Annotated in this window: 22 protein-coding genes and 1 tRNA gene; all 23 read left to right on the forward strand. The window is 59.2% G+C overall.

All coding sequences use genetic code 11. The features are described 5' to 3' along the window. Positions 1-23: 23 nt before the first annotated feature. The 23 genes from def (at position 24) to mdh (ending at position 20,803) form a co-directional block, all read left to right on the forward strand. Positions 24-476, forward strand: a complete 453-nt coding sequence (gene def, locus EDD75_RS00510) for a peptide deformylase (protein WP_123926491.1) — start codon at positions 24-26, stop codon at positions 474-476. A gap of 64 nt (positions 477-540) precedes the next feature. After that, positions 541-1,473, forward strand: coding sequence for a methionyl-tRNA formyltransferase (gene fmt, locus EDD75_RS00515; RefSeq protein ID WP_123926494.1), 933 nt, complete (start codon positions 541-543; stop codon positions 1,471-1,473). Positions 1,474-1,495: 22 nt separating this feature from the next. After that, positions 1,496-2,878 (forward strand): 16S rRNA (cytosine(967)-C(5))-methyltransferase RsmB, encoded by a 1,383-nt coding sequence (gene rsmB / locus EDD75_RS00520; RefSeq protein ID WP_245963009.1) that lies wholly within the window; start codon positions 1,496-1,498, stop codon positions 2,876-2,878. Between the two features lie 66 nt (positions 2,879-2,944). Next, positions 2,945-3,991, forward strand: a complete 1,047-nt coding sequence (gene rlmN / locus EDD75_RS00525; protein ID WP_123926496.1) for a dual-specificity RNA methyltransferase RlmN — start codon at positions 2,945-2,947, stop codon at positions 3,989-3,991. Between the two features lie 17 nt (positions 3,992-4,008). After that, positions 4,009-4,725 (forward strand): Stp1/IreP family PP2C-type Ser/Thr phosphatase, encoded by a 717-nt coding sequence (locus tag EDD75_RS00530; protein ID WP_170157641.1) that lies wholly within the window; start codon positions 4,009-4,011, stop codon positions 4,723-4,725. 27 nt (positions 4,726-4,752) lie between these two features. Further along, positions 4,753-6,552: a protein kinase domain-containing protein gene (locus EDD75_RS00535; protein WP_123926502.1), complete on the forward strand. Its 1,800-nt coding sequence runs from the start codon at positions 4,753-4,755 to the stop codon at positions 6,550-6,552. A 14-nt stretch (positions 6,553-6,566) separates the two neighbouring features. Further along, on the forward strand, positions 6,567-7,436 hold the full coding sequence (gene rsgA / locus EDD75_RS00540; RefSeq protein WP_123926505.1) for a ribosome small subunit-dependent GTPase A: 870 nt from the start codon (positions 6,567-6,569) through the stop codon (positions 7,434-7,436). A gap of 5 nt (positions 7,437-7,441) precedes the next feature. Beyond that, positions 7,442-8,095, forward strand: a complete 654-nt coding sequence (gene rpe / locus EDD75_RS00545; protein ID WP_211328067.1) for a ribulose-phosphate 3-epimerase — start codon at positions 7,442-7,444, stop codon at positions 8,093-8,095. A 244-nt stretch (positions 8,096-8,339) separates the two neighbouring features. After that, positions 8,340-9,002, forward strand: a complete 663-nt coding sequence (locus EDD75_RS00550; RefSeq protein WP_123926511.1) for a redox-sensing transcriptional repressor Rex — start codon at positions 8,340-8,342, stop codon at positions 9,000-9,002. 6 nt (positions 9,003-9,008) lie between these two features. Beyond that, entirely contained in the window at positions 9,009-9,479 is a 471-nt protein-coding gene (locus EDD75_RS00555) for a TIGR00725 family protein (RefSeq protein WP_123926514.1), read from the forward strand. Positions 9,480-9,574: 95 nt separating this feature from the next. Then, a tRNA-Pro gene (locus EDD75_RS00560) sits at positions 9,575-9,652 on the forward strand. A 64-nt stretch (positions 9,653-9,716) separates the two neighbouring features. Beyond that, positions 9,717-10,364, forward strand: coding sequence for an adenylate kinase (locus EDD75_RS00565; RefSeq protein ID WP_123926517.1), 648 nt, complete (start codon positions 9,717-9,719; stop codon positions 10,362-10,364). 99 nt (positions 10,365-10,463) lie between these two features. Further along, positions 10,464-10,934 carry an HAD family hydrolase gene (locus tag EDD75_RS00570; RefSeq protein ID WP_123926520.1) on the forward strand — a complete coding sequence of 157 codons (471 nt, stop codon included), beginning with the start codon at positions 10,464-10,466 and terminating at the stop codon, positions 10,932-10,934. Between the two features lie 79 nt (positions 10,935-11,013). Further along, a complete protein-coding gene (locus EDD75_RS00575) occupies positions 11,014-11,196 on the forward strand; it encodes a hypothetical protein (protein WP_123928265.1) in 183 nt (60 codons plus the stop codon). A gap of 18 nt (positions 11,197-11,214) precedes the next feature. Further along, a complete protein-coding gene (locus EDD75_RS00580) occupies positions 11,215-13,935 on the forward strand; it encodes a UPF0182 family membrane protein (protein ID WP_123926523.1) in 2,721 nt (906 codons plus the stop codon). A 40-nt stretch (positions 13,936-13,975) separates the two neighbouring features. Further along, positions 13,976-15,082 carry a 6-phosphofructokinase gene (locus EDD75_RS00585; protein ID WP_123926526.1) on the forward strand — a complete coding sequence of 369 codons (1,107 nt, stop codon included), beginning with the start codon at positions 13,976-13,978 and terminating at the stop codon, positions 15,080-15,082. An 82-nt stretch (positions 15,083-15,164) separates the two neighbouring features. After that, positions 15,165-15,671 (forward strand): HyaD/HybD family hydrogenase maturation endopeptidase, encoded by a 507-nt coding sequence (locus EDD75_RS00590; protein ID WP_123926528.1) that lies wholly within the window; start codon positions 15,165-15,167, stop codon positions 15,669-15,671. A gap of 17 nt (positions 15,672-15,688) precedes the next feature. Then, on the forward strand, positions 15,689-15,898 hold the full coding sequence (locus EDD75_RS00595; RefSeq protein ID WP_281277395.1) for a twin-arginine translocase TatA/TatE family subunit: 210 nt from the start codon (positions 15,689-15,691) through the stop codon (positions 15,896-15,898). Between the two features lie 203 nt (positions 15,899-16,101). Continuing rightward, positions 16,102-17,028, forward strand: coding sequence for a hydrogenase small subunit (locus tag EDD75_RS00600; protein ID WP_245963010.1), 927 nt, complete (start codon positions 16,102-16,104; stop codon positions 17,026-17,028). Positions 17,029-17,056: 28 nt separating this feature from the next. Then, positions 17,057-18,526 carry a nickel-dependent hydrogenase large subunit gene (locus EDD75_RS00605; protein WP_245963011.1) on the forward strand — a complete coding sequence of 490 codons (1,470 nt, stop codon included), beginning with the start codon at positions 17,057-17,059 and terminating at the stop codon, positions 18,524-18,526. Between the two features lie 260 nt (positions 18,527-18,786). Then, entirely contained in the window at positions 18,787-19,005 is a 219-nt protein-coding gene (locus tag EDD75_RS00610; protein ID WP_123926534.1) for a twin-arginine translocase TatA/TatE family subunit, read from the forward strand. Between the two features lie 57 nt (positions 19,006-19,062). Next, a complete protein-coding gene (gene tatC / locus EDD75_RS00615) occupies positions 19,063-19,851 on the forward strand; it encodes a twin-arginine translocase subunit TatC (RefSeq protein WP_123926537.1) in 789 nt (262 codons plus the stop codon). Between the two features lie 19 nt (positions 19,852-19,870). Beyond that, positions 19,871-20,803, forward strand: coding sequence for a malate dehydrogenase (gene mdh, locus EDD75_RS00620; RefSeq protein WP_123926540.1), 933 nt, complete (start codon positions 19,871-19,873; stop codon positions 20,801-20,803). Positions 20,804-20,895 lie beyond the last annotated feature (92 nt).

Genomic DNA, 20,895 nt, shown 5'->3' on the forward strand with positions numbered 1-20,895 from the left:
CTTGCAAAAGAGGGGAGTTTCGGATGGCGGTCTTTAAAATCGTCGAGGTAGGCGACCCTGTTCTCCGGGAGAAAGCCCAGCCGGTTACGAAGATCACGCCGGCCCTATTGCGTTTGCTCGACGACATGACGGAAACGATGTATGCCTATCACGGCGTGGGGCTAGCGGCGCCCCAGGTTGGTGTTTCGAAGCGGGTCATCGTGGTCGACGCGGGGAAGGGGCTTTACCAGCTGATCAACCCGGAAATCATAGCCGTTGCAGGGTCGGAAACAGACCGGGAGGGCTGTCTCAGCATTCCGGGGGTCTGGGGCGAGGTGACGCGGGCTGCTGCGGTCACGGTCCGCGGGTTGAACCGCTCCGGAGAGACGGTCGAAGTTGAGGCTGAGGGTTTTTTTGCCCGTGCATTGCAGCACGAGATTGACCACCTGGACGGGATACTTTTCATTGACCGGGCGCTAAAGATCGTAAAGGGTTGAAGCGACTTAAACGTGACCCTGTGTTGCGTGGGGTCAACCGGTAGGGAAACGGAGGCCGGGAGTTTTGCGGCTTGTCTTCATGGGGACACCGGAGTTTTCCGTCCCCTCACTCGAAGCCCTTCTCGATAGCGGGCACCAGGTAGACTTAGTGGTGACGCAGGCCGATAAACCCAAAGGGCGCGGGAAGCGGCCGGCAGCGCCGCCGGTGAAGGAGGTGGCCCTGGCCCAAGGTATTCCGGTCTTGCAACCGGCGCGCCTGAAGGACCCCGATTTTCTATGGCGTCTTCAGGCTGCGGCTCCGGAGGCGATCGTGGTGGTGGCTTACGGGAAGATCCTTCCGGCGGCGGTGCTATCGCTCCCGCCTTACGGGTGTATCAACGTCCATGCTTCGCTTTTGCCGCGGTACCGCGGGGCGGCGCCGATCCAGCGGGCGATTATGAACGGCGAGCGGGAGACGGGGATTACGACCATGCTGATGGACGAGGGGATGGATACGGGGGATATCCTGCTGCAGCGGCGGGTGGCCATCGGGGAGGAAGAAAACTTCGGCTCTCTTTGCCAGCGCCTGGCTCGTCTCGGTGCGCAGGTCTTGCTCGAAACCTTGGAGCGTCTTCAAGCAGGAACCCTCAGGCGCCAGCCGCAGGATCACGCGCAGGCCACTTATGCGCCGCCGCTCACCCCGGAGGACGAACTTATCGTCTGGGACCGGCCCGGTGAGGTGATTAAAAATCAGGTGCGGGCTCTTGACCCCAAACCAGGGGCGAAGACGTATTTTGGAGGAGAGGTGCTGAAAATCTGGCGTGTCAAAGCCGTCACGGGGGATTTCCCCGGCGTGCCGGGCGAGATCATCGCTGTTGGTCCCGAGGGGATAAAGGTTCAGGTGGCGGACGGGGCGGTGGTCATCTTAGAACTGCAGGCTGCCGGCGGGCGGCGGCTGCCGGTGGATGCCTTTCTGCGCGGCCATTCTATTCCGGAAGGTTATGTTTTGGGCAAGTAGCAGACGCGACTGGGGGTAGGTTTTGCGCCGACCGATGACGAGCTACAGCGCACGGGAACTTGCGCTCAAGGTCCTGGATGAAGTTGATGCGGCGGGTGCTTACGCCAACATCGCTTTGACCAGGGTGGTGGCGAAATATCAGCCCGTGGGGCGCGAACGGGCGCTTCTCACCGAGTTGAGCTACGGGACCCTCAGGCGCCTCAACACTATCGACTGGGTGCTGGCCCGGTTCCTCCGGAAGCCACTCAGCAGCCAGAATAGGTGGATTCGCAACATCCTGCGCCTCGCGGTCTACCAGATCTTATACCTTGACCGGATTCCGCCGGCGGCTGCTTGCAACGAGGCGGTAGAGCTGGCGAAAAAATATGCCGCCCCGCACTTTGCCGGTTTTGTCAACGCCGTTCTGCGGCGGGTGGTGCGGGAAAAGGAAAAAATCAGCTTCCCCGACCGCGAGGAAAATCCGGTCGACCACATCGCGCTAAAGTACTCCCACCCTACGTGGGTCGTCGAATTATGGCTCAAGGAGCTGGGCGTCGAAGAAACGATCCGCATCTGCGAGGCGAACAACCAGACGCCGGCTACCACGATCCGGACGAATTTCCTCCGGACTAACAGGGAGGAGCTGCTGCGGCGGCTGAAAGAAGAAGCCGGCCTGCCGGCATTACCGACGCGCTACGCGCCTGAGGGCATTTCCGTGCGGGGTTTTCACAATCTCCAGGACCTCCCGGCTTTTCGCGAGGGGCTTTTCTTTGTGCAGGACGAGAGTTCGATGCTGGTGGCGCGGGCTCTGAACCCTGCCCCCGGGTCTTTTGTCCTGGACGTCTGCGGGGCGCCGGGGGGCAAAGCCACGCACATGGCGGAGTTGATGGGTGATCGGGGCCGGATACTTGTGCTCGACATATACCCGCACCGCCTGGCGCTGGTACGCGAGAACTGTGCGCGGCTCGGGCTCAAAAGCGTTGATGCTGTTCTGGGCGACGCTCAGGAGGTCGACCGGCAGTTCGGGTTGGCGGCGGATTTTATTCTGGTTGACGCTCCCTGCTCCGGCCTTGGGGTGCTCCGCCGGAAGCCCGATAGCCGCTGGCGCAAGCAGCCCGAACAGATTCCCGCCTTGGTTGCCCTGCAGCGGCGGATTCTGCGGAGTGCGGCGGCAGCTCTGCGCCCGGGTGGGGTCCTGGTCTACAGCACCTGCACGGTGCACCGGGCGGAAAACGAGGCGCAGGTGCGGCAATTCCTGGCGGACCATCCGGAGTTCGTGCTGGAAGACTTGCGGCCTCTTCTTCCCTGCGAACTGGATGTCAAGGGAACTATGAAGGAGGGTTTTGTGCAGCTCCTACCGTACCAGGGGTTGGACGGCTTTTTCATCGCCCGTCTCCGGCGGCTGCTCACCGGTGGGAAAGGCTGAGTTCAACCGGAAGGGTTTGGTGGCTCGGAAGCGAATTAAAATAGGGGATGGGATTGGGAGGAGTAAATGAAAGCAGATATCAAGGCCCTTCCCTTTAACGAAATAGAAGAGTTTATCACGGGGCTGGGGGAGCCGCGTTTCCGGGCCCGGCAGGTGATCGACTGGCTTTTTGTTAAGGGGGTAACCTCCTTTGCGGCAATGTCCAATCTGCCGCTCGGCCTGCGGGCGAAACTCGACGCCTGTGCCTTTATCGCTTTTCCGGAAATTGTTGCCCGGCAGGAGAGCAACGACGGCCTCACCCGGAAGTACCTCTTCAGGCTGCGTGACGGAGAAACGATTGAAACGGTTTTCATGCGGCGGCTCTGGGGACGAACCGTCTGCGTTTCGACTCAGGTGGGGTGCCGCATGGGGTGCCGCTTTTGCGCTTCGGGACTGGGTGGCCTGGCGCGGAACCTGACGGCGGGTGAGATATACGACCAGGTCCTCTTCACCCAGAAGGACGTCAAAGAACGGATCAGTCACGTGGTGCTGATGGGTATGGGGGAACCCTTTGATAATCTCGCCAGCACGCTCTGCTTTCTCCAAAACATTACCCACCCTTCCGGGTTGGGAATCGGGGCGCGGCGGATCACTGTTTCCACTTGCGGCATTGTTCCGGGCATCCGCGCACTGGCGCGACTTGGGCGCGAGTTTGGCCTGGCCGTCTCCCTGCACGCCCCGTATAACGCTTTACGCGACCAGTTGGTGCCGGTAAACCGGCGCTACCCGCTCGAAGAGCTGATTCCCGCCTGCCGGGATTATACTGCGGCAACAGGGCGGCGGGTTACCTTTGAATACACCTTGGTTGCGGGGCTGAATGATGGTCTTGAAGCGGCGGCAGAACTGGTGCGGCTTCTCAAGGGGTTGCTCTGCCACGTGAACCTGATACCCTTCAACCGCGTGTCCGAGCGCGCTTACAGCGCGCCGGCGCCGGAGAAAGTGAAGCTTTTTAGGGATTTTTTGAAAAAACACGGGATCGCGGTTACCGTCCGCCGGGAGGTTGGCGGGGAGATCACTGCCGCCTGTGGCCAGTTGCGCCGGGCCAAATCCCGGGAGGCGGTTGGTAAGGAATAGGCATAGGTGGAGGACAAGTGGGCGTGGAATGGGCTGCGGTCACCGATCGGGGTCTGTACAGAGAGAAAAACGAGGATGCCTATCTTGCCCTTCCGGAGTGCGGGCTTTTTGCCGTTGCTGATGGCCTGGGCGGTCATTTGGCGGGGGAGGTCGCGAGCCGGGTGGCACTGGAATCTTTTGCAGCGGCTATGGGATGCTGGGAAGGAGACGATCCGGTAACGGCCCTAACGCGTGCCGCCGCGGCGGCGAATGAGGCCGTTTACCAACTGGCGCAGACGAACCCGGAGTACAAAGATATGGGAACGACTTTGACCGCTTGCATCCTGAGGGATGGGGAGCTCTTCTGGGTCCATGTGGGCGACAGCCGCGGTTACCTCATTCGGGAGCAGGAGATTGCCCCGTTCACGCGCGACCACTCCCTTTATACCGAGTTCTTGCGTGAGGGGCAGCTAGCGGCGGGGGAGGCTGAGGTTTATCCTGGCCGCAACGTCTTAACGCGCGCCTTGGGCGTGGAACCGACGGTGGCGGCGGATACGGGCCGGCTTTCTCTAGAGGCAGGCGATGTCGTTCTCCTCTGCACAGACGGCCTTACGCTCCATTTGGACGAAACGGACATCATAGGGGTGGTTTCTCGCGGGATGGTGGCGCAGCAGGCGGAGGAGCTAGTACGACTCGCCCTGGAGCGCGGCGGCAGAGACAACGTTACGGTAATTCTGATCAAGATAACGGCGTAAACGGGAAAGGAGCACTTTGGTCGGACGATGATCGGCCGGGTAATAGGAAACCGTTACCGGATAATCGAGGAGCTCGGTGGCGGCGGGATGGCCGTTGTTTACCTCGGCCAGGACATGTTGCTGAATCGCAACGTGACCATCAAGGTCTTGCGGGAGGAATACGCGCGCGACGAGGATTTTGTGCGCCGTTTCCGCCAGGAGGCCCGGGCGGTGGCGAGCCTCAGCCATCCTAACATCGTGAGCGTTTTTGACGTGGGCCAAGACGGCGACCTGCACTACTTGGTCATGGAGTACGTGGACGGCACGAACCTGAAAACCCTCATTAAAGAAGGGAAATTAGACCTGCGGTGCGCGGTCAGCATCGCCCGGGACCTCTGCGACGCGCTGGGGCATGCCCACCGGCGGGGTATCGTTCACCGGGACGTGAAGCCCCACAACGTCATCGTGACGCCGGAGGGGCGGGCGAAACTCACTGATTTCGGCATCGCCCGCGCCGTGGGAAGCGGGACGATATCGGCGACCAAGGCGCTCATGGGCTCGGTGCAGTATATTTCCCCCGAGCAGGCGCGCGGGGAGAGCGCGGATGCGCGGTCGGACATCTATTCCCTTGGGGCGGTGCTTTACGAAATGCTGACCGGCAGGCCGCCTTTTTTAGGGGAAAATCCGGTAGCGTTGGCCATAAAGCATATTCAGGACCAACCAACTCCGGTCCGCGAGCTGAACCCTGGGGTTCCGGCCGCGCTGGCCGCCGTGGTGGAAAAGGCGATGGCGAAAAACCCGGCCCTCCGTTACCAGTCGGTGACGGCTATGGCTGCCGACCTGGGGCGGATTCTGGAGTTCCTGCCCGCAGAAGATTGTCCCGCGGGCGCCGCCGCCCGGCCTTCCCGGAAACGACGGCTCCGGCCTGCTGGTTACGTCATTTTAGGGCTTGTCTTGCTTGCGGCGCTGATGGCCGGTTGGTGGGGGTTCAGGTGTTTTATGCACGTGCCGGAGGTTACGGTGCCAGACGTCCAGGGTATGGAGGTAAGCGCCGCGACGCAAGTTTTAGAAAAAAACGGGCTGCGTTGGCAGATTCAAGAGGTGCACGACGCCAGCGTCGAAAAGGGCAAGATCATCAAGCAGGACCTCGTGCCGGGAAGCCGGGTGAAAAAAGGGCGGCTCCTCATTTTAGTAGTAAGCTTGGGTCCGGAGATGCGGACCGTGCCTGACGTGCGACACAAGCTATTGCAGGATGCCGAAATATTGCTGGTGAACGAGGGTTTTAACGTAGGCCAAAAGAAAGAGGTTTACAGTGATACGGTGGCTGCGGGCCTGGTGGTCGACCAGGACCCGGCGCCGGGTCTTTCGCGACCAAAGGACAGCCCGGTCGACCTATTTATCAGTAAGGGGCCGCGTCCGGTGCTGAAATCGGTCCCGCAGCTTGTCGGTCTTAGTCTGGAGGCAGCTAAGGAGGCGGTTGTGCGGGCGGGGTTTGTGCTGGGTGAGGAGATAGCCCATACGGCGAGTACGGACTACCTGGCAGGGTACGTTTGCGCCCAGAACCCTCCTGCCGGCACTAATCTTGAGTTAGGGCGGACCGTCACGGTGACAGTAAGTGACGGGCCGGGGCCGGCGCCGCGGGAGGCCAGCGTCTTTCTCCAGGTGCCCGACGACGGGCAGCAACATACGGTGCGGATTACGGTCGACGACGCGCGCGGGGCCACTGAGGCGTACAACGCTGTTCATCAGGGAGGTGAACGTGTCGTTCAGCCGGTCGTCTATTACGGTAAGGCTACCATCCGGGTCTATCTCGACGGGCAACTGGTGCGGGAGCAGACCCTCTCTTAGGACGGGAGTTCCGTATGGTAGCTGAAGGGCGGGTGATCAAATTTTACGGTGGCTTTTGCTACGTAATGGTTGACGGCGCGGTTAAAGAATGCCTACCCCGGCGGCGCCTCGTGACGGCGGGTCTTTTAGTCGGTGACCGGGTCAAAGTCGGGGCGGCAGAGGCGGGAAGGTGTGTAGTAGAGGCGGTTCTGCCGCGCCGGACCGTGCTTTTCCGGCCGCCGGTAGCCAACGTTGAGCTTGCCGTGCTGGTCTTTAGCATTCGTGACCCGCAGCCCAACTTCGGGCTCCTCGACCGGCTTCTGGTGGTAAGCCAAGCGGCGGGGATTGAGGCGCTCGTCTGCTTCAACAAGCTTGATCTGGCTCGGGATACGCCGCCTGCAGAGGTGGCGGTTTACCGGGCGGTGGGGTACCGGGTGATCCTCACGAGTGCCTTAAGCGGGGAAGGGGTAACAGCGTTACGGGATGCGCTTGCGGACCGGATAAGTGTTTTTGCCGGTCCTTCGGGCGCCGGAAAGTCCAGCCTTCTCAACGCGATTCAGCCGGGTTTGCGGCTCAGGACCGGGGAAATCAGCCATAAAACGCGCCGGGGGCGCCATACGACCCGGGTTGTTGAGCTGCTGCCGTTAACCGGTGGCGGGTTGGTGGCCGACACCCCGGGCTTTACGCAGCTCGACCTCCCGGATATTCCCGCGGCGGAACTGGCCGCCTATTTCCCCGAGATTGCCGCGGCAAGTGCCGGGTGCCGCTTCAACGACTGCCTGCACGTCCAAGAACCGGCTTGCGCGGTACGCCGGGCGGTCGAAGAAGGCACGGTGGCACTGTTCCGCTACCGGAACTACCTCAGCTTCTTGCGGGAACTCAAGGAGAAAGAAAGAAGGTTTTAGTCTTGATTAAAATCGCTCCTTCCATACTTGCGGCCGATTTTGCGCGTCTGGCCGAAGCGGTACAAAAGGTAGAGGCCGCCGGCGCCTCTTACTTGCATATCGATGTGATGGACGGTCACTTTGTGCCGAACATAACAATCGGGCCGCCCGTTATTGCGGCCCTGCGCCCCCACACCCGCCTCGTTTTCGACGTGCACCTGATGATTGCTGCTCCGGAGCGTTACCTGAGTGACTTTATTCGCGCGGGTGCCGATATCCTTACGGTGCACGCTGAGGCCTGCATCCACCTCCACCGCACCTTGGGGGCCATTAAGATGGCCGGCGTGCGGGCAGGGGTTGCGCTTAATCCAGCAACGCCGCTGACGGCGGTCGAGCACGTGCTGGATCTGGTGGACCTGGTGCTGGTTATGACCGTTAATCCGGGTTTCGGCGGGCAGAAGTTTATCAAGGGGATGTTGCCGAAAATTGCCGCGTTGCGCGCGCTGATCGAACGGCGGGGACTAAAGGCGGAAATCGAGGTTGACGGCGGGATTAATACGCAGACCGCTGCGCTGGCGGTGGAGGCGGGGGCCGCGGTCCTTGTCGCCGGTTCGGCGGTCTTTCTATCGGACGATCCGGGCGCTGCCGTTCGCGCTCTTGCCGCAGTGTCATCTACGTGACATTTTTCTCAAAATCGTTGACATGCCGACCGGCGGTTTAATATAATAGTCATTGTCAAATTAATGTCTCCCAAATTCCTTTGTCTGGCGCTATTTTCGCGCGAAATCGGCTGTATCGAGCGATCTCTTTGAGCAGGAAGTTTTTGCTCAAGCCCGGTAACCGGGGAAGATGGGGACGGTACTGCGGGGCACGCCGCTGCGACGGCCCACGGGCGGCACAGGGCAATGTAAGGAGGCACTTGGCTTGAAGGTTTTGCGGATACCGGAGGCTACGGTCAGCCGGCTCTCGATCTACTCGCGCTATCTGCAGCGACTCGAGAGAGACGGTGTGGTTACGGTCTCTTCGAACGAGATTGCTAAAGGGGTCGGGGTAAGCTCCGCGCAGGTCCGAAAGGATCTTGCTTATTTCGGCGAGTTCGGGACGCGCGGGGTTGGCTATAACGTCAAGGACCTGATGCATTACATTCTCAGGATTCTGGGTCTTACCAGACCCTGGCCGGTGGTCCTGGTGGGTGCGGGGAACTTAGGGACTGCGCTTTGCACCTACCGCGGGTTTAAGGATCGGGGCTTTAACATTGTGGGCGTTTTCGACAACGACCTCCTGAAAATAGGCAAGCGGATACAGGACCTCGAGGTCCTGCCGGTCGAGCGGATCCCGGAGGTGGTGGCCGAGCATAACGTTCGCATCGGCATCATCACGGTGCCCCAGTCGGAAACCCAGGGGGTTGCCGATATTCTGGTAAAAGCGGGCGTTAATGCGCTCCTGACTTTCGGCCCGACCGTTGTTCAGGTTCCCGAGGATGTGGTGGTCCGGAACGTCGATTTATCGATCAAGCTCGAGGTGCTTACCTTTTACCTGAACCTGCGGGAGACACACCCATCTGCCTGGTTTGAAACTAACCTGTAGCCGTTTATGGAAAAACGGTCCTGGTACGTGGCGGTGGTTGGATCGGCAAGCTGCCCTCCGGAGATTGAGGCGCTGGCCTACCGCGTCGGTCACGAGATTGCGCGGCGGCAGGGCATCCTTATCTGCGGCGGCCGGGGCGGGGTGATGGCTGCGGCGGCGCGCGGGGCGCGCGAGGGGGGAGGGGTAACGGTCGGCATCCTTCCCGGTCCGGACCGGTCGGAGGCAAACCCTCACTTGCAGGTTGCCCTGCCTACTGGCCTGGGCGATGCGCGGAACGCCATTATCGCCTGCGCCGCCGACGTAGTGATCGCTGTGGGCGGCGGTTACGGGACACTCTCCGAGGTGGCTTTAGCGCTCAAAAAAAGCAAGCCGGTGGTCGCGCTCGCTTTTGCTTTTCCGGGCGTACCCGGTGTAGTGGCGGCCGAAAGTCCGGTTGCGGCGGTAGAGCTGGCTTTAAAGCTGGTGGCGCGGCCCTGATTTTCGGCCTGTGGCTCCTTCAGATTGTCAATTCGCGGCTATCTTGCCCCTTGACTTTGTGCCGTTTTTCAGTAATAATATAGATGCTGTCGCGTCGGGATGTAGCTCAGCTTGGCGAGAGCGCACGGTTCGGGACCGTGAGGTCGCAGGTTCAAGTCCTGTCATCCCGACCATTTTTACCCGCTGGTTCGTAATGCTTTTCACAAATTATTTTTTTATTTTCAGGAGGGGGAGAGCGTGAACCTGCTGATCATGGGACCGCCGGGTGCCGGCAAAGGAACACAGGCCGCGGAGATCGTTAAAGAGTTAAAGATCCCGCACATCTCGACGGGGGACATGCTGCGCGAGGCTGTCAAGCAAGGGACCGAGATGGGGAAAAAGGCCAAGGAGTACATGGATAAAGGGCAGCTTGTTCCCGACGAAGTGATCATCGGCGTGGTAAAAGAACGACTCGGACAACCCGACTGTAAAGTAGGTTTTCTCCTCGACGGTTTTCCCCGCACACTGCCCCAGGCAGAAGCCCTCGACCAGACCCTCAAAGAAATGGGAATCAAGCTCGATGCCGTAATTAACATCCGCGTGCCGCGGGAGAAGATTGTCGACCGGATTACCGGGCGGCGGGTTTGCCGTTCCTGCGGTGATACCTACCATGTGGTGAACAAACCGCCCAAGGAAAGCGGCAAGTGCGATAAGTGCGGCGGTGAGCTTTACCAGCGGAGCGACGACACGGCGGAAACCGTGAACAAGCGCCTCGACGTTTACGAAGCCCAGACCCAGCCGCTGCTCGACTACTACGGCAAACAGGGTATCGTTCTCGACATCAATGGTGACCAGCCGATTAACAAGGTCTTAGAGGATATTCTGTCGGCTCTCAAGAAGAGGTAGCGGTAACGGCGCCGTGGAATCGTTGCGGTTGCGTGGGCCAAGCTTCAGGCGAAGTTTGGCCTTTTTCTTGGGAAGTCCTTTCTTTATGGGGTGGGAGCAGTGCTGCGGTTTACCATTCCCGGAAGGGAGCCGCTTGAAATCGAGCATGTAGTTCTCGATTTTAACGGTACCTTCGCCTGCGACGGCAGGGTTCTGCCCGGTGTCGCGGAGCGCCTCAACGCTCTCGCTGACCGGGTTGCGGTCCATATTTTCACCGCGGACACCTTCGGTACGGCGCGGGAAGCCTGCGCGGGCATCCGGGCCAAGGTGGTGGTTACCAGACAACCGGTAGTCGGTCCGGAGAAAGAAAGGTACGTGGCAGAATTAGGCGCGGGCAGAACGGCCGCCATCGGTAACGGGGCCAACGACGTGCTCATGCTGCGCAGGGCGGCCCTCGCCATCCTGGTTCTGGGACCCGAGGGAGCGGCGGTGGAAGCGCTTCTATCGGCGGATGTAGTGGTAAAAGAGATAAACGAGGGACTGGACCTGCTCCTTAACCCGAAGCGATTGGCGGCTACTCTCAGACGCTAATTTTCCCCCGGGCGGAGGAGGATGAAGGGGATTTCCTGTCGAATTTCCTTAACTAACTATAGCATGGGGGGACTTCTTGATGGAAAAACGTTGCATCCTCTGCGGGCGGAAGTTCGAGGTTGAAACGCTTGAAGAGATGGTTCAGGAAGAGGAGGAGGATTTTCTGGAGCCTCCCCGCAAGATCCCCTCGGTCTGCCCGCTGTGTCAGGCAAAGATAAAGCACGAGGCAGAAGAATCCCAAAAGGTGCCGAAACCGATGTAGTTTAAGGGAGGTGGCCCCGTGCGAGCGGGCCGCTGGTTGGTCTACCTTTTCCTGGGGCTGCTCCTGGTCTTGTACATCCTGTTGGGCGGCGCGGCGCATTTTTACACCGACTGGCTTTGGTTCAAGTCCCTCGGGTTTCAGGCGGTTTTCTGGAAAACCCTTCTCACCAAAGCGGGCGTGCGGGCCGTTGCGGGCTTGGCGGTTTTTCTCTTTCTTTTTCTTAACCTGTGGGTAACGCGCCGGCACTTTAGCAGGCCACTGAAGGTCGTTGCCGGCGAAGAGCAGACCTTACAATTAAACCCTTGGTTTGACGTCCTGAGCCGGCGCTTGCTGACGCTGCTCTTTTTGTTCGGCAGTGCTGCCGTAGCCATGATCTTTAGTTCCCTGGCCGGGGCCAAATGGCTTTCGTGGGAACAGTTCCTGCACCCGGTTGGTTTTGGCGTGCAGGACCCGTTTTTCGGTAAAGACCTCGGTTTCTACCTCTTCTCGCTACCATTTTACGTTTTCCTTTACCGTTTTGCCTTCGGGGTCGTCCTTTTTACAACCCTTACGGTGCTCCTGATTTATCTCCTTGCGGATCCCCTTAAGGGTTACGGCTGGTGGCGTTCGCCGTGGGTAGTCCGCCACCTGGCCTTCCTGGGCGCGGTCCTTTTTGTTCTAAAAGCCTGGGGTTATTACCTGCACCAGTTTCTCATCTATTATTCAGAGCGGGGCGCGGTCTTCGGGCCCGGGTACACCGACATCCACGCCAGCCTGTTAGCGATCCGCGTCCTCTGCTTCGTGGCGCTCGTGATGGCCTTGGTGAGCCTTTACGGGGGGATACGCGGTTCTTTTTCCTATCCCGCCGGTGCGGTGGCGGTTCTGGTTGCGGCTTCTTTCTGCCTTGGTGTTCTTTATCCGGCGGTGGTCCAGAAGCTCGTGGTGGAGCCGAACGAGCTTGAGCGGGAGCGTCCCTACATCGAAAAAGCGATTGCCTTCACCAGGATGGCTTACGGACTTGACGCTATCGAGCGGCGGTCGTTTCCGGCGGGGAAACTCCTACGCCCGGAAGATGTGGCGGCGAACCGGGATGCTTTTGCGAATATCCGGCTCTGGGACTGGCAGCCGCTCAAACAGACCTACAGCCAGCTCCAGGAGATGCGTCTTTACTACCAGTTCCACGATATCGACATCGATCGCTACCGGGTGAACGGGGAATACCGCCAGGTGATGGTTGCTGCTCGGGAACTCAACCAGGAGCAGTTACCGCAGCAGGCCAAGACCTGGGTCAACCGCCACCTTAAGTACACGCACGGCTACGGGATTGCTATGAGCCCCGTTAACGAGGTGACGCCGGAGGGGCTGCCCGAGTTTTTCTTCAAAGACATCCCCCCGCAGACCACCACGGACCTCAAGATCACGCGGCCGGAGATCTACTTCGGCGAGGTTGAGGCGCCTTACATCATCGTCGGTACCCGTACGGGCGAGTTCGACTATCCCCGGGGTGACGCGAATGTTTATACCCGGTACCGGGGCGAGGGTGGGGTGCGCTTGGGCGGACTGGGGCGCAGATTGATGTTCGCCCTTTCGTTCCAAGATTACCGTTTGCTTCTCTCCCGCGACGTCACGCGTGACTCTCGGGTTCTCTACTACCGGGATATAGGACGGCGGGTGCGAAAAATTGCGCCTTTTCTGCGCTACGACCACGACCCTTACGTGGTCCTTGCCGGCGGCCGCCTCTTCTACCTGTGGGACGCTTACACGACTTCGCACTGGTTCCCCTACGCAGAGCCGCACGGCGAGTTCAATTATATCCGGAACGCCGTTAAGGTGGTGGTTGATGCCTATACAGGCGAGGTTCGTTTTTACATCAGCGATCCTGGGGACCCAGTTGTGAAGAGTTTCGCTCGTATTTTCCCGTCTCTCTTTGCGCCCCTGGAGGAAATGCCGCGGGAGCTTAAAGACCACCTCCGCTACCCGGAAGATCTCTTTTTGGTCCAGGCCGAAATGTACGCCGTCTACCACATGCAGGATCCCCAGGTTTTCTACAACAAGGAGGATAAATGGGTGCTCCCTACCGAGCTCTTCGGTGCCGAAGAGGTGCGAATGGAGCCTTACTACGTTATCACGCGCCTTCCCGGGGCGAAAAAACCCGAGTTTATGCTCATCATGCCTTTTACCCCCCAGAACAAGAAAAACATGATCGCCTGGCTTGCGGCCCGCTGTGACGGCGAGAACTACGGCCACCTCCTGGTTTACGAGTTTCCGAAACAGGAGCTGGTCTACGGGCCGATGCAGGTTGAAGCCCGGATCAACCAAGACGCGCAGATATCGCAGCAGCTCACCCTCTGGGACCAGCGGGGTTCCCGGGTGATCCGCGGCAACCTCCTGATCATTCCGGTGAAGGATGCGCTCATCTATGTTGAGCCGCTCTACTTGCAGGCGGAGCAGTCCCGGATGCCCGAGCTCCGGCGGGTTATCGTGGTTCACGGTGACCGGATCGTGATGGAAAGCACGCTGGCGGCGGCACTCGAGCGGCTTTTTGCAGCCGGTTCTCCTCGATCCCCTGCCGGCACGATGGAGGCGGCGGGGCGTTCGGTTGCGGAATTAGTGGGCGAGGCCAACGCTCTTTACCGGCGGGCGGAGGAGGCCCTGAGGACCGGTGACTGGGCTGGCTACGGCAAAAACCTATCGGCACTAAAAGAGATTCTCACAGAACTTGAGAAGAGAACCCGCGCGGCCGATAAAGTATACAAATAGTCTCTTCCGCGCAGAAGTACAATATCAGGGGGGATCGTTTTTGCCGCGGACAAAGGTCCAGATCAAACGGATTGGGGTTTTGACCGGCGGCGGCGACGCGCCGGGGCTCAACGCCGTGATCCGGGCGGTGGTGAAGGTGGCCACGCGGGAATACGGCCTCACAGTGATCGGTTTTGAGGATGGCTTCGGCGGACTGATTGAAAACCGGGCGCGGCGCCTCACAGAAAAAGAGGTGGTGGGCATTTTGCCCCGGGGAGGGACGATCCTCGGCACGACTAACCGGGACAACCCCTTCCACTATCCGGTTGAAGAGAATGGCGAGGTCGTTTATAAGGATGTCTCAGGCCGGGTAATGGAAAACCTTGCCGGACACGGCATCCAAGGGATGGTGATTATTGGTGGTGACGGGAGCCTGAAAATCGCCGAGGAGTTATGGAAGCGTTACAGCCTCCCGGTTATCGGGGTGCCGAAAACGATTGACAACGACCTGTTAGCTACGGATCAGACTTTCGGCTTTGATACCGCGGTGACCACGGCTACGGAGGCTCTCGACAAGCTGCACACCACGGCGGAATCGCACCACCGCGTGATGGTCCTGGAGGTTATGGGGCGGTACGCGGGCTGGATTGCGCTTCATGCGGGTGTTGCCGGGGGCGCCGACGTCATCCTGATACCGGAGATTCCCTTCACCTTCGAGAAGGTTTGTGAAAAAGTACGCGAGCGGCGCAGGGCGGGGAAGAAGTTCTCCATAGTTGTGGTTGCGGAAGGGGCCAAGCCAGTCGGCGGGGAGCTGGTCGTGAAGAAGGTGGTTGAAGGGAGCTTCGAGCCCCTGCGTCTGGGTGGCATCGGCAATGTGGTGGGCGACAAGATAGAAGAAATGACCGGGATTGAGACCAGGGTAACTGTGCTGGGGCATCTCCAGCGCGGCGGCAGCCCGACCTCCTTCGACCGGATATTGGCAACGCGCTTCGGTGCGGCAGCAGTTAATTTCCTCATGGAGGGGCGGTACGGCGAAATGGTCTGTCTGCGGACGCCCGACATCGGTTCGGTGCCGCTTGCCGAAGCGACGGGCGCCATGAAGCGGGTGGCGCTCGGGAACGACCTCGTGCGGGCTGCGCGGCAGATGGGGATCAGCTTTGGGGACTGAAATAATTATTTTCGGAGAAAGAGAAGGAATTTGCAAGCATATACCGAAAGTAACACTAAAAAGGTGAAACAGGGGCACTCTTATGCAGGGTGATCTCCGGCGTCTTCTCGTTTTAGGTGTAGGAAACGTTCTCCTGCGGGACGAGGGGATTGGGGTCCACGCGGTGAGGGAGTTGCGGCAGCGCGGTTACCCGCCGGAAGTGGAGATCGTCGACGGCGGGACCGCGGGTCTGGATTTGCTTCACTTTATCGAGGATGCAAGCCATCTGATTGTGATTGATGCGGTGAATGGTGGCGCAGCGCCAGGAACGCTCTTTCGCTTCACGCCTGAGGAGCTCGACGGTTGCGTGCCCGTTTCCGGCTACTCTCTTCACGGTGTTGGCCTTCTTGAAGTGCTGCACCTTGCCAGGGCGATGGGCGTGCTGCCGCCGACCGTCATTTTCGGCATTCAGCCGGCAGATCTTAGCTGGGGAACGGAGTTGAGCGCGCCGGTGGCGGCGCGGCTGCCGCGCCTGCTGGAGCTTATCCACGAGGAGATAGAGTCCTGGCTCACGACGGCGAAACTGCGGTTAGAAGCTATGGAAGGGTAATTTAAGGAGGGATGAGGTTGATTCCCCGAATTGGTCCTGCGGAGCTGGTTTTGATCCTTGGTTTGGCAGTAGTGTTGTTTGGCCCGAAGAAGCTGCCCGAACTCGGTCGTTCCCTGGGTAAAACGCTGCGGGAATTCCGGAAATCGACACAGGGGGCCGATGAGAGCAACGAGGCAGGCGGGCTGGCGGAAAAGGATGGAAAGGCGGGCGAGCCGGTCAGAAGCTAAGCAGCCTGTCTTTCCGCTTTTTATTTGGCTCTAAATTTCTGGGAGACGGGGGTGGATCGTTCGGAGAAAGAGGAGTGGGTACCTGATTCGAATGTGTACCGGCATGAAATATAGTTAACTGAACCTTCGGGCCGTTCAAGGCTGGACGTCCGGTTTTATGACCGAAGGCAGAGAGAGATTTTAATTAAGGGGAGGGATAGTTGGTGCGCCGCATTTCGCGTCGGGAATTCCTACGCATTTGTACCGGGGCGACGGCCGGGATTGGGTTGTTAACCGCTTTGGAACCGACGATCGTGAATACCTTGGCGCAGGCGGCGGAAGGCAAGCCGCCGGTTATCTGGCTTCAGGGCTCGGGCTGCAGCGGTTGTTCTGTTTCGCTTCTAAACACCGTGAGCCCCAGCATCGAAAAAGTCCTTCTCGATATTATTAGCCTCAAGTACCATAACACGCTAATGGCCAGCACGGGCGCGAAGGCTTATAACTTCCTCGCGGAAATGGCCGATAAATACGCCGGGCAGTTCGTTCTGGTGGTTGAAGGTGGTATTTCCACCGCAGCGGGCGGGGCTTATTGCTATATTGCCGAAACCGAAGATGAGCGAGAGATTTCTATGCTCGAGGCGCTTAAACACTTCGGCAGTAAAGCGGCTGCGGTCGTGGCTGCTGGTTCCTGCGCGTCTTTCGGCGGCATTCCGGGTGCCGCGCCTAACCCTACGGGAGTGGTAGGGGTCTGGGAGATTATCAAAGACCGGCCTGTGGTCAATATCGGGTGCTGCCCGATGCACCCTGACGATTTTCTCGGCACCCTTGTTTACATGTTGAAGTACGACGATATTCCCGAGTTAGATGAATACAACCGGCCGAAGATGTTTTTCCCCGACATCATCCATGTTGGCTGCCCCCGCTGCGGCTACTTTGCCAGGGGCATCTTCGCGAAGAATCCCGGAGACGAGGGCTGCCTTGCCTTTGTCGGGTGCAAGGGTATGGTGGCGCGCGCCCGGTGTCACCAGCGGCAGTGGAACAACGGGACCAACTGGTGTATCGCTGCCGGGGCGCCGTGCCAGGCCTGCTCGGAGCCGACATTCCCCGACGAGTGCAGCCCGCTTTACGGCCGTTACCGCGTGAGTGACTGAGAGGGATAGGTGAAAGGGGGGAAGTAAAGTGCGCGAGACGACGAATAGTAAAGGTCTGGTCAAGATCAACCTCGACCCGGTGAACCGGATCGAAGGGCACATGAAGATAAAGGTTCTGGTAGAAAACGGCAAGGTGGTTGATGCCTATTCTTGCGGTCATCTCTTCCGGGGGTTCGAGATTATCCTGAAGGGGCGCGACCCGCGCGACGCGCAGCATCTCACCCAGCGGGTTTGTGGCGTCTGCCCCACTGCGCACGCGATGGCTTCGGCGCGCTGTCTGGACGACGCCTTCGGTGCGGTGGTACCTCCGAACGGACGGATTATCCGGAACCTGATTCAGGGGGCTAACTACATTCAGTCCCACATCCTGCACTTTTACCATTTAGCGGCCCTCGACTACGTCCGCGGTCCTGAGACGGCGCCCTTCATTCCGCGGACCGGCGACGATTACCGGCTGCCGGATGCGGTTAACGACATGGCCGTTCAGCATTACGTGCAGGCACTGGCCATCCGGCGCAGGGCGCACGAGATGCTGGCCATTTTTGGCGCCAAAATGCCTCATATTACCACGATCATGCCGGGTGGTGTTACCGAGAAGGTAACACCGGAAAAGGTTAACCAGTTCCGGGCGATTCTCCAGGAACTTACCGATTTTATCGATAATGTATATGTGCCGGATGTTTTCATGATTGCCGAGGCCTATAAGGATTATTTCGCGATCGGACAGGGCTGTAAAAATATGCTGGCGTTCGGCGTCTTTCCGCTGGACGATGATAGGGACCCGAACGGTCAAAACATGATGATCAAGCGGGGTGCCTATACAAGGGGACGCTTCACCGGGGTAGACCCGAAGAAGTTAACCGAAGACGTAAAGCATTCCTGGTTCAAGGATGAGACTAGCGGGCTCCATCCGGCGGAGGGCAGAACAGAGCCCGAGCCGGGTAAGCCGGATGCTTATTCGTGGATAAAGGCACCGCGTTACGATGGCCTGCCCCACGAGGTGGGGCCCCTGGCCCGGATGTGGGTGAATAAAGTTCCTGAGGTAGTCAATCTGGGCGAGAAGGCCTTCTCCGTGATGGGCCGCCACGCGGCGCGGGCGATTGAGTGTAAGTTGATCGCGCACGCGATGTTCGCGTGGCTCGACCAGCTCAAGCCCGGTGAGCCGACCCACATGCCCTGCTCGGTGCCGCAGGAAGCCCGGGGGATGGGGCTGTGGGAGGCGCCACGCGGCGCTCTGAGCCATTTTATTGAGATCAAGGATTACCGGATCCAGAACTACCAGATTGTATCGTCTACCAGCTGGAACGGGTCACCGCGGGATGACCGGGGGCAGCGCGGACCGATCGAGGAGGCGCTGGTCGGTACACCGGTTAAGGACCCGGAGAACCCGATCGAGGTGGTCCGGGTGGTGCGCTCCTTCGATCCGTGCTTGGCCTGTGCCGCTCACCTTGTTGAAGTGGCGAGCGACCGGTGCCATACCATTCAGGTCGTTACTTAGAGCCTGTTTGGACTATTTGCTGCAATAGAGACAACATTAGTTTTTCGAGGCTTGTTATACCAGGTTTTATACCAGGTTTGAAGGTCCTGCCGCGGTCAGGACCTTTCTTCCTTCTGCGGCGAGAAGGATTTTGACGTCCTCTGCCGAATTTTTTCGTATGGGTTCTGGTCCCGCGGCCGTGCTTCCGCGGGATTTACGGAAGCAACAGCGGCCGGGATTTGAAGGTGAGCAAGCATTTTTAAGGAAGGAGGCGGGCAGAGGTGTTTCAAGGTATCGGCGTTCCCGAACTGATTCTGATTTTCGCGATTGCGCTCCTAATTTTTGGCCCCAGTAAACTGCCGGAGGTTGGGCGGTCTTTAGGGAAGACAATCCGCGAGTTCAGGCGCTCCACCCGGGAGATAGCGGAGGACCTTACCGCGGACGTTGAAGAGGTCAAAAAAGAGGTGGAGGAAGTAAGGAAAAACCTGAAAGAAAGTTGAAACGGGCTTCGTTCCGGCCGTTAAGGCCTGGCGAGACCGGAGGAAGAGGAGGCTTTTATGGCTGAGCCGCAAAAAGAGATGACTATCATCGAGCACCTGGAAGAGCTGCGCCGGGTGTTACTCATCTCACTCGTGGCGGTGCTTATTTGTGCCGCCGGTGCCTACGCGTTTAGCGACCAGATTATGGGCGTGCTGTTAGGGCCGGTTACGAGTGCCGGTTACAAGCCGGTGGTTACGGGTGTAACCGAAGCCTTTATGGTGCGGATCAAGCTATCTCTATTTATGGGCTTCCTTGTCGCTCTTCCGGTCATCCTCTGGCAGGTCTGGCGGTTTGTGGCCCCGGCGCTGGATAAAGCCGAACGGCGCTACTTCGTGGTTTTCGTCTTCGGGTCGTTTTTTCTCTTTATGGGTGGCGTAATTTTCGGTTTCTTCGGGGTCTTTAAACTCGCGGTTGCCTTTCTGCTTAAGTTTACGGGCTCGCAACTTGTTCCCATGCTTACCATCGATAAGTACATCTCCTTTGCGATTTATTTACTGTTACCTTTCGGGCTCATTTTTGAGCTACCCCTGATAAGCTTTGTGGCGGCCCGCCTCGGCCTCGTGTCGAGCGCGTTTCTGGCGCGAAAGCGTAAGTACGCGCTGCTTGGTACCGTGGTAATCGCCGCGGCGATTACGCCGACACCGGATATGATCACCTGCCTGATGATGACGGGGCCGCTTTACGCGCTTTACGAAGCAAGCCTTATCGTTGTCAGGTTAACCGAGCGCGCGGCGGCCCGCCGGCGGGCGCGCGAGGAGGCGGAAGAGGAGAGAGACGAGGGCGTGCTGCCCGTTTCCAATACCTAACCAGGCGAGGAGGAACAGAATGCACCGGAGCAAGATTACGGTTGTAGGCAGCGGTAACGTTGGCGCTACAACGGCCCACTGGGTGGCGGTGAAGGAGCTTGGCGACGTAGTGTTGCTGGACGTGGTGGAGGGAATGCCTCAAGGTAAGGCCCTCGATTTGATGGAGGCTGCACCGGTTGCCGGCTTCGATTGCCGCATCACGGGCACAAATAATTGGGAAGATGCGGCAGATTCGGATGTGGTGGTGATTACCGCCGGTATCGCGCGGCGGCCCGGAATGAGCCGGGAAGACCTGGTGCAGATAAACGCGCGTATCGTTGGCGAGGTAGCAAAACAGGTCGCCCGTTTTGCGCCGGCGGCAATTGTCATTGTGGTGACCAACCCGCTTGACGTGATGACCTACTTAGCTTACCAGGCGAGTGGTTTTGCACCGCACCGGGTAATCGGGATGTCCGGCGTGCTCGACACCACGCGCCTGCGGACCTTTATTGCGCTGGAACTTGGCATTTCCTTCGAAGACGTAACTGCTCTGGTCCTCGGAGGACATGGTGATCAGATGGTGCCGCTCATGCGTTACGCCTATGCCGGCGGCATACCGGTTAGCCAGCTTATCCCGCCCGAGCGCTTGGAGGCGATTGCGCACCGGACCCGCTACGGTGGCGGCGAGATCGTAGAACTCCTGAAGACAGGGAGTGCCTATTACGCTCCAGGAGCTTCGGTGGCCGTAATGGTGGAGGCGATTCTCCGGGACAAGCGGCGCATCCTTCCGGTTGCGGCCTACCTGAACGGGGAGTACGGTGAAAGCGACGTTTATGCCGGTGTTCCGGCAATCATCGGGAGCAACGGGGTGGAAAAGGTCTTGGAGATCGACCTTGAGGCGGCGGAGCTAGCGGCTTTTAAGGCTTCAGTTGCGGCAGTGCGGGAGACGCTGGCGAAATTAAAGTCAAATTAGCATTTAAAAAGCGTAAAGAGTAACTTTTTGGTTGCGGTGAGCGATAATCTACAGAGGGTGTGCGGTTGCGCTTCAAGGCGTTGACTTCGGGG

It is taken from the genome of Thermodesulfitimonas autotrophica (genome assembly GCF_003815015.1).
Classification (GTDB): domain Bacteria; phylum Bacillota; class Desulfotomaculia; order Desulfotomaculales; family Ammonificaceae; genus Thermodesulfitimonas; species Thermodesulfitimonas autotrophica.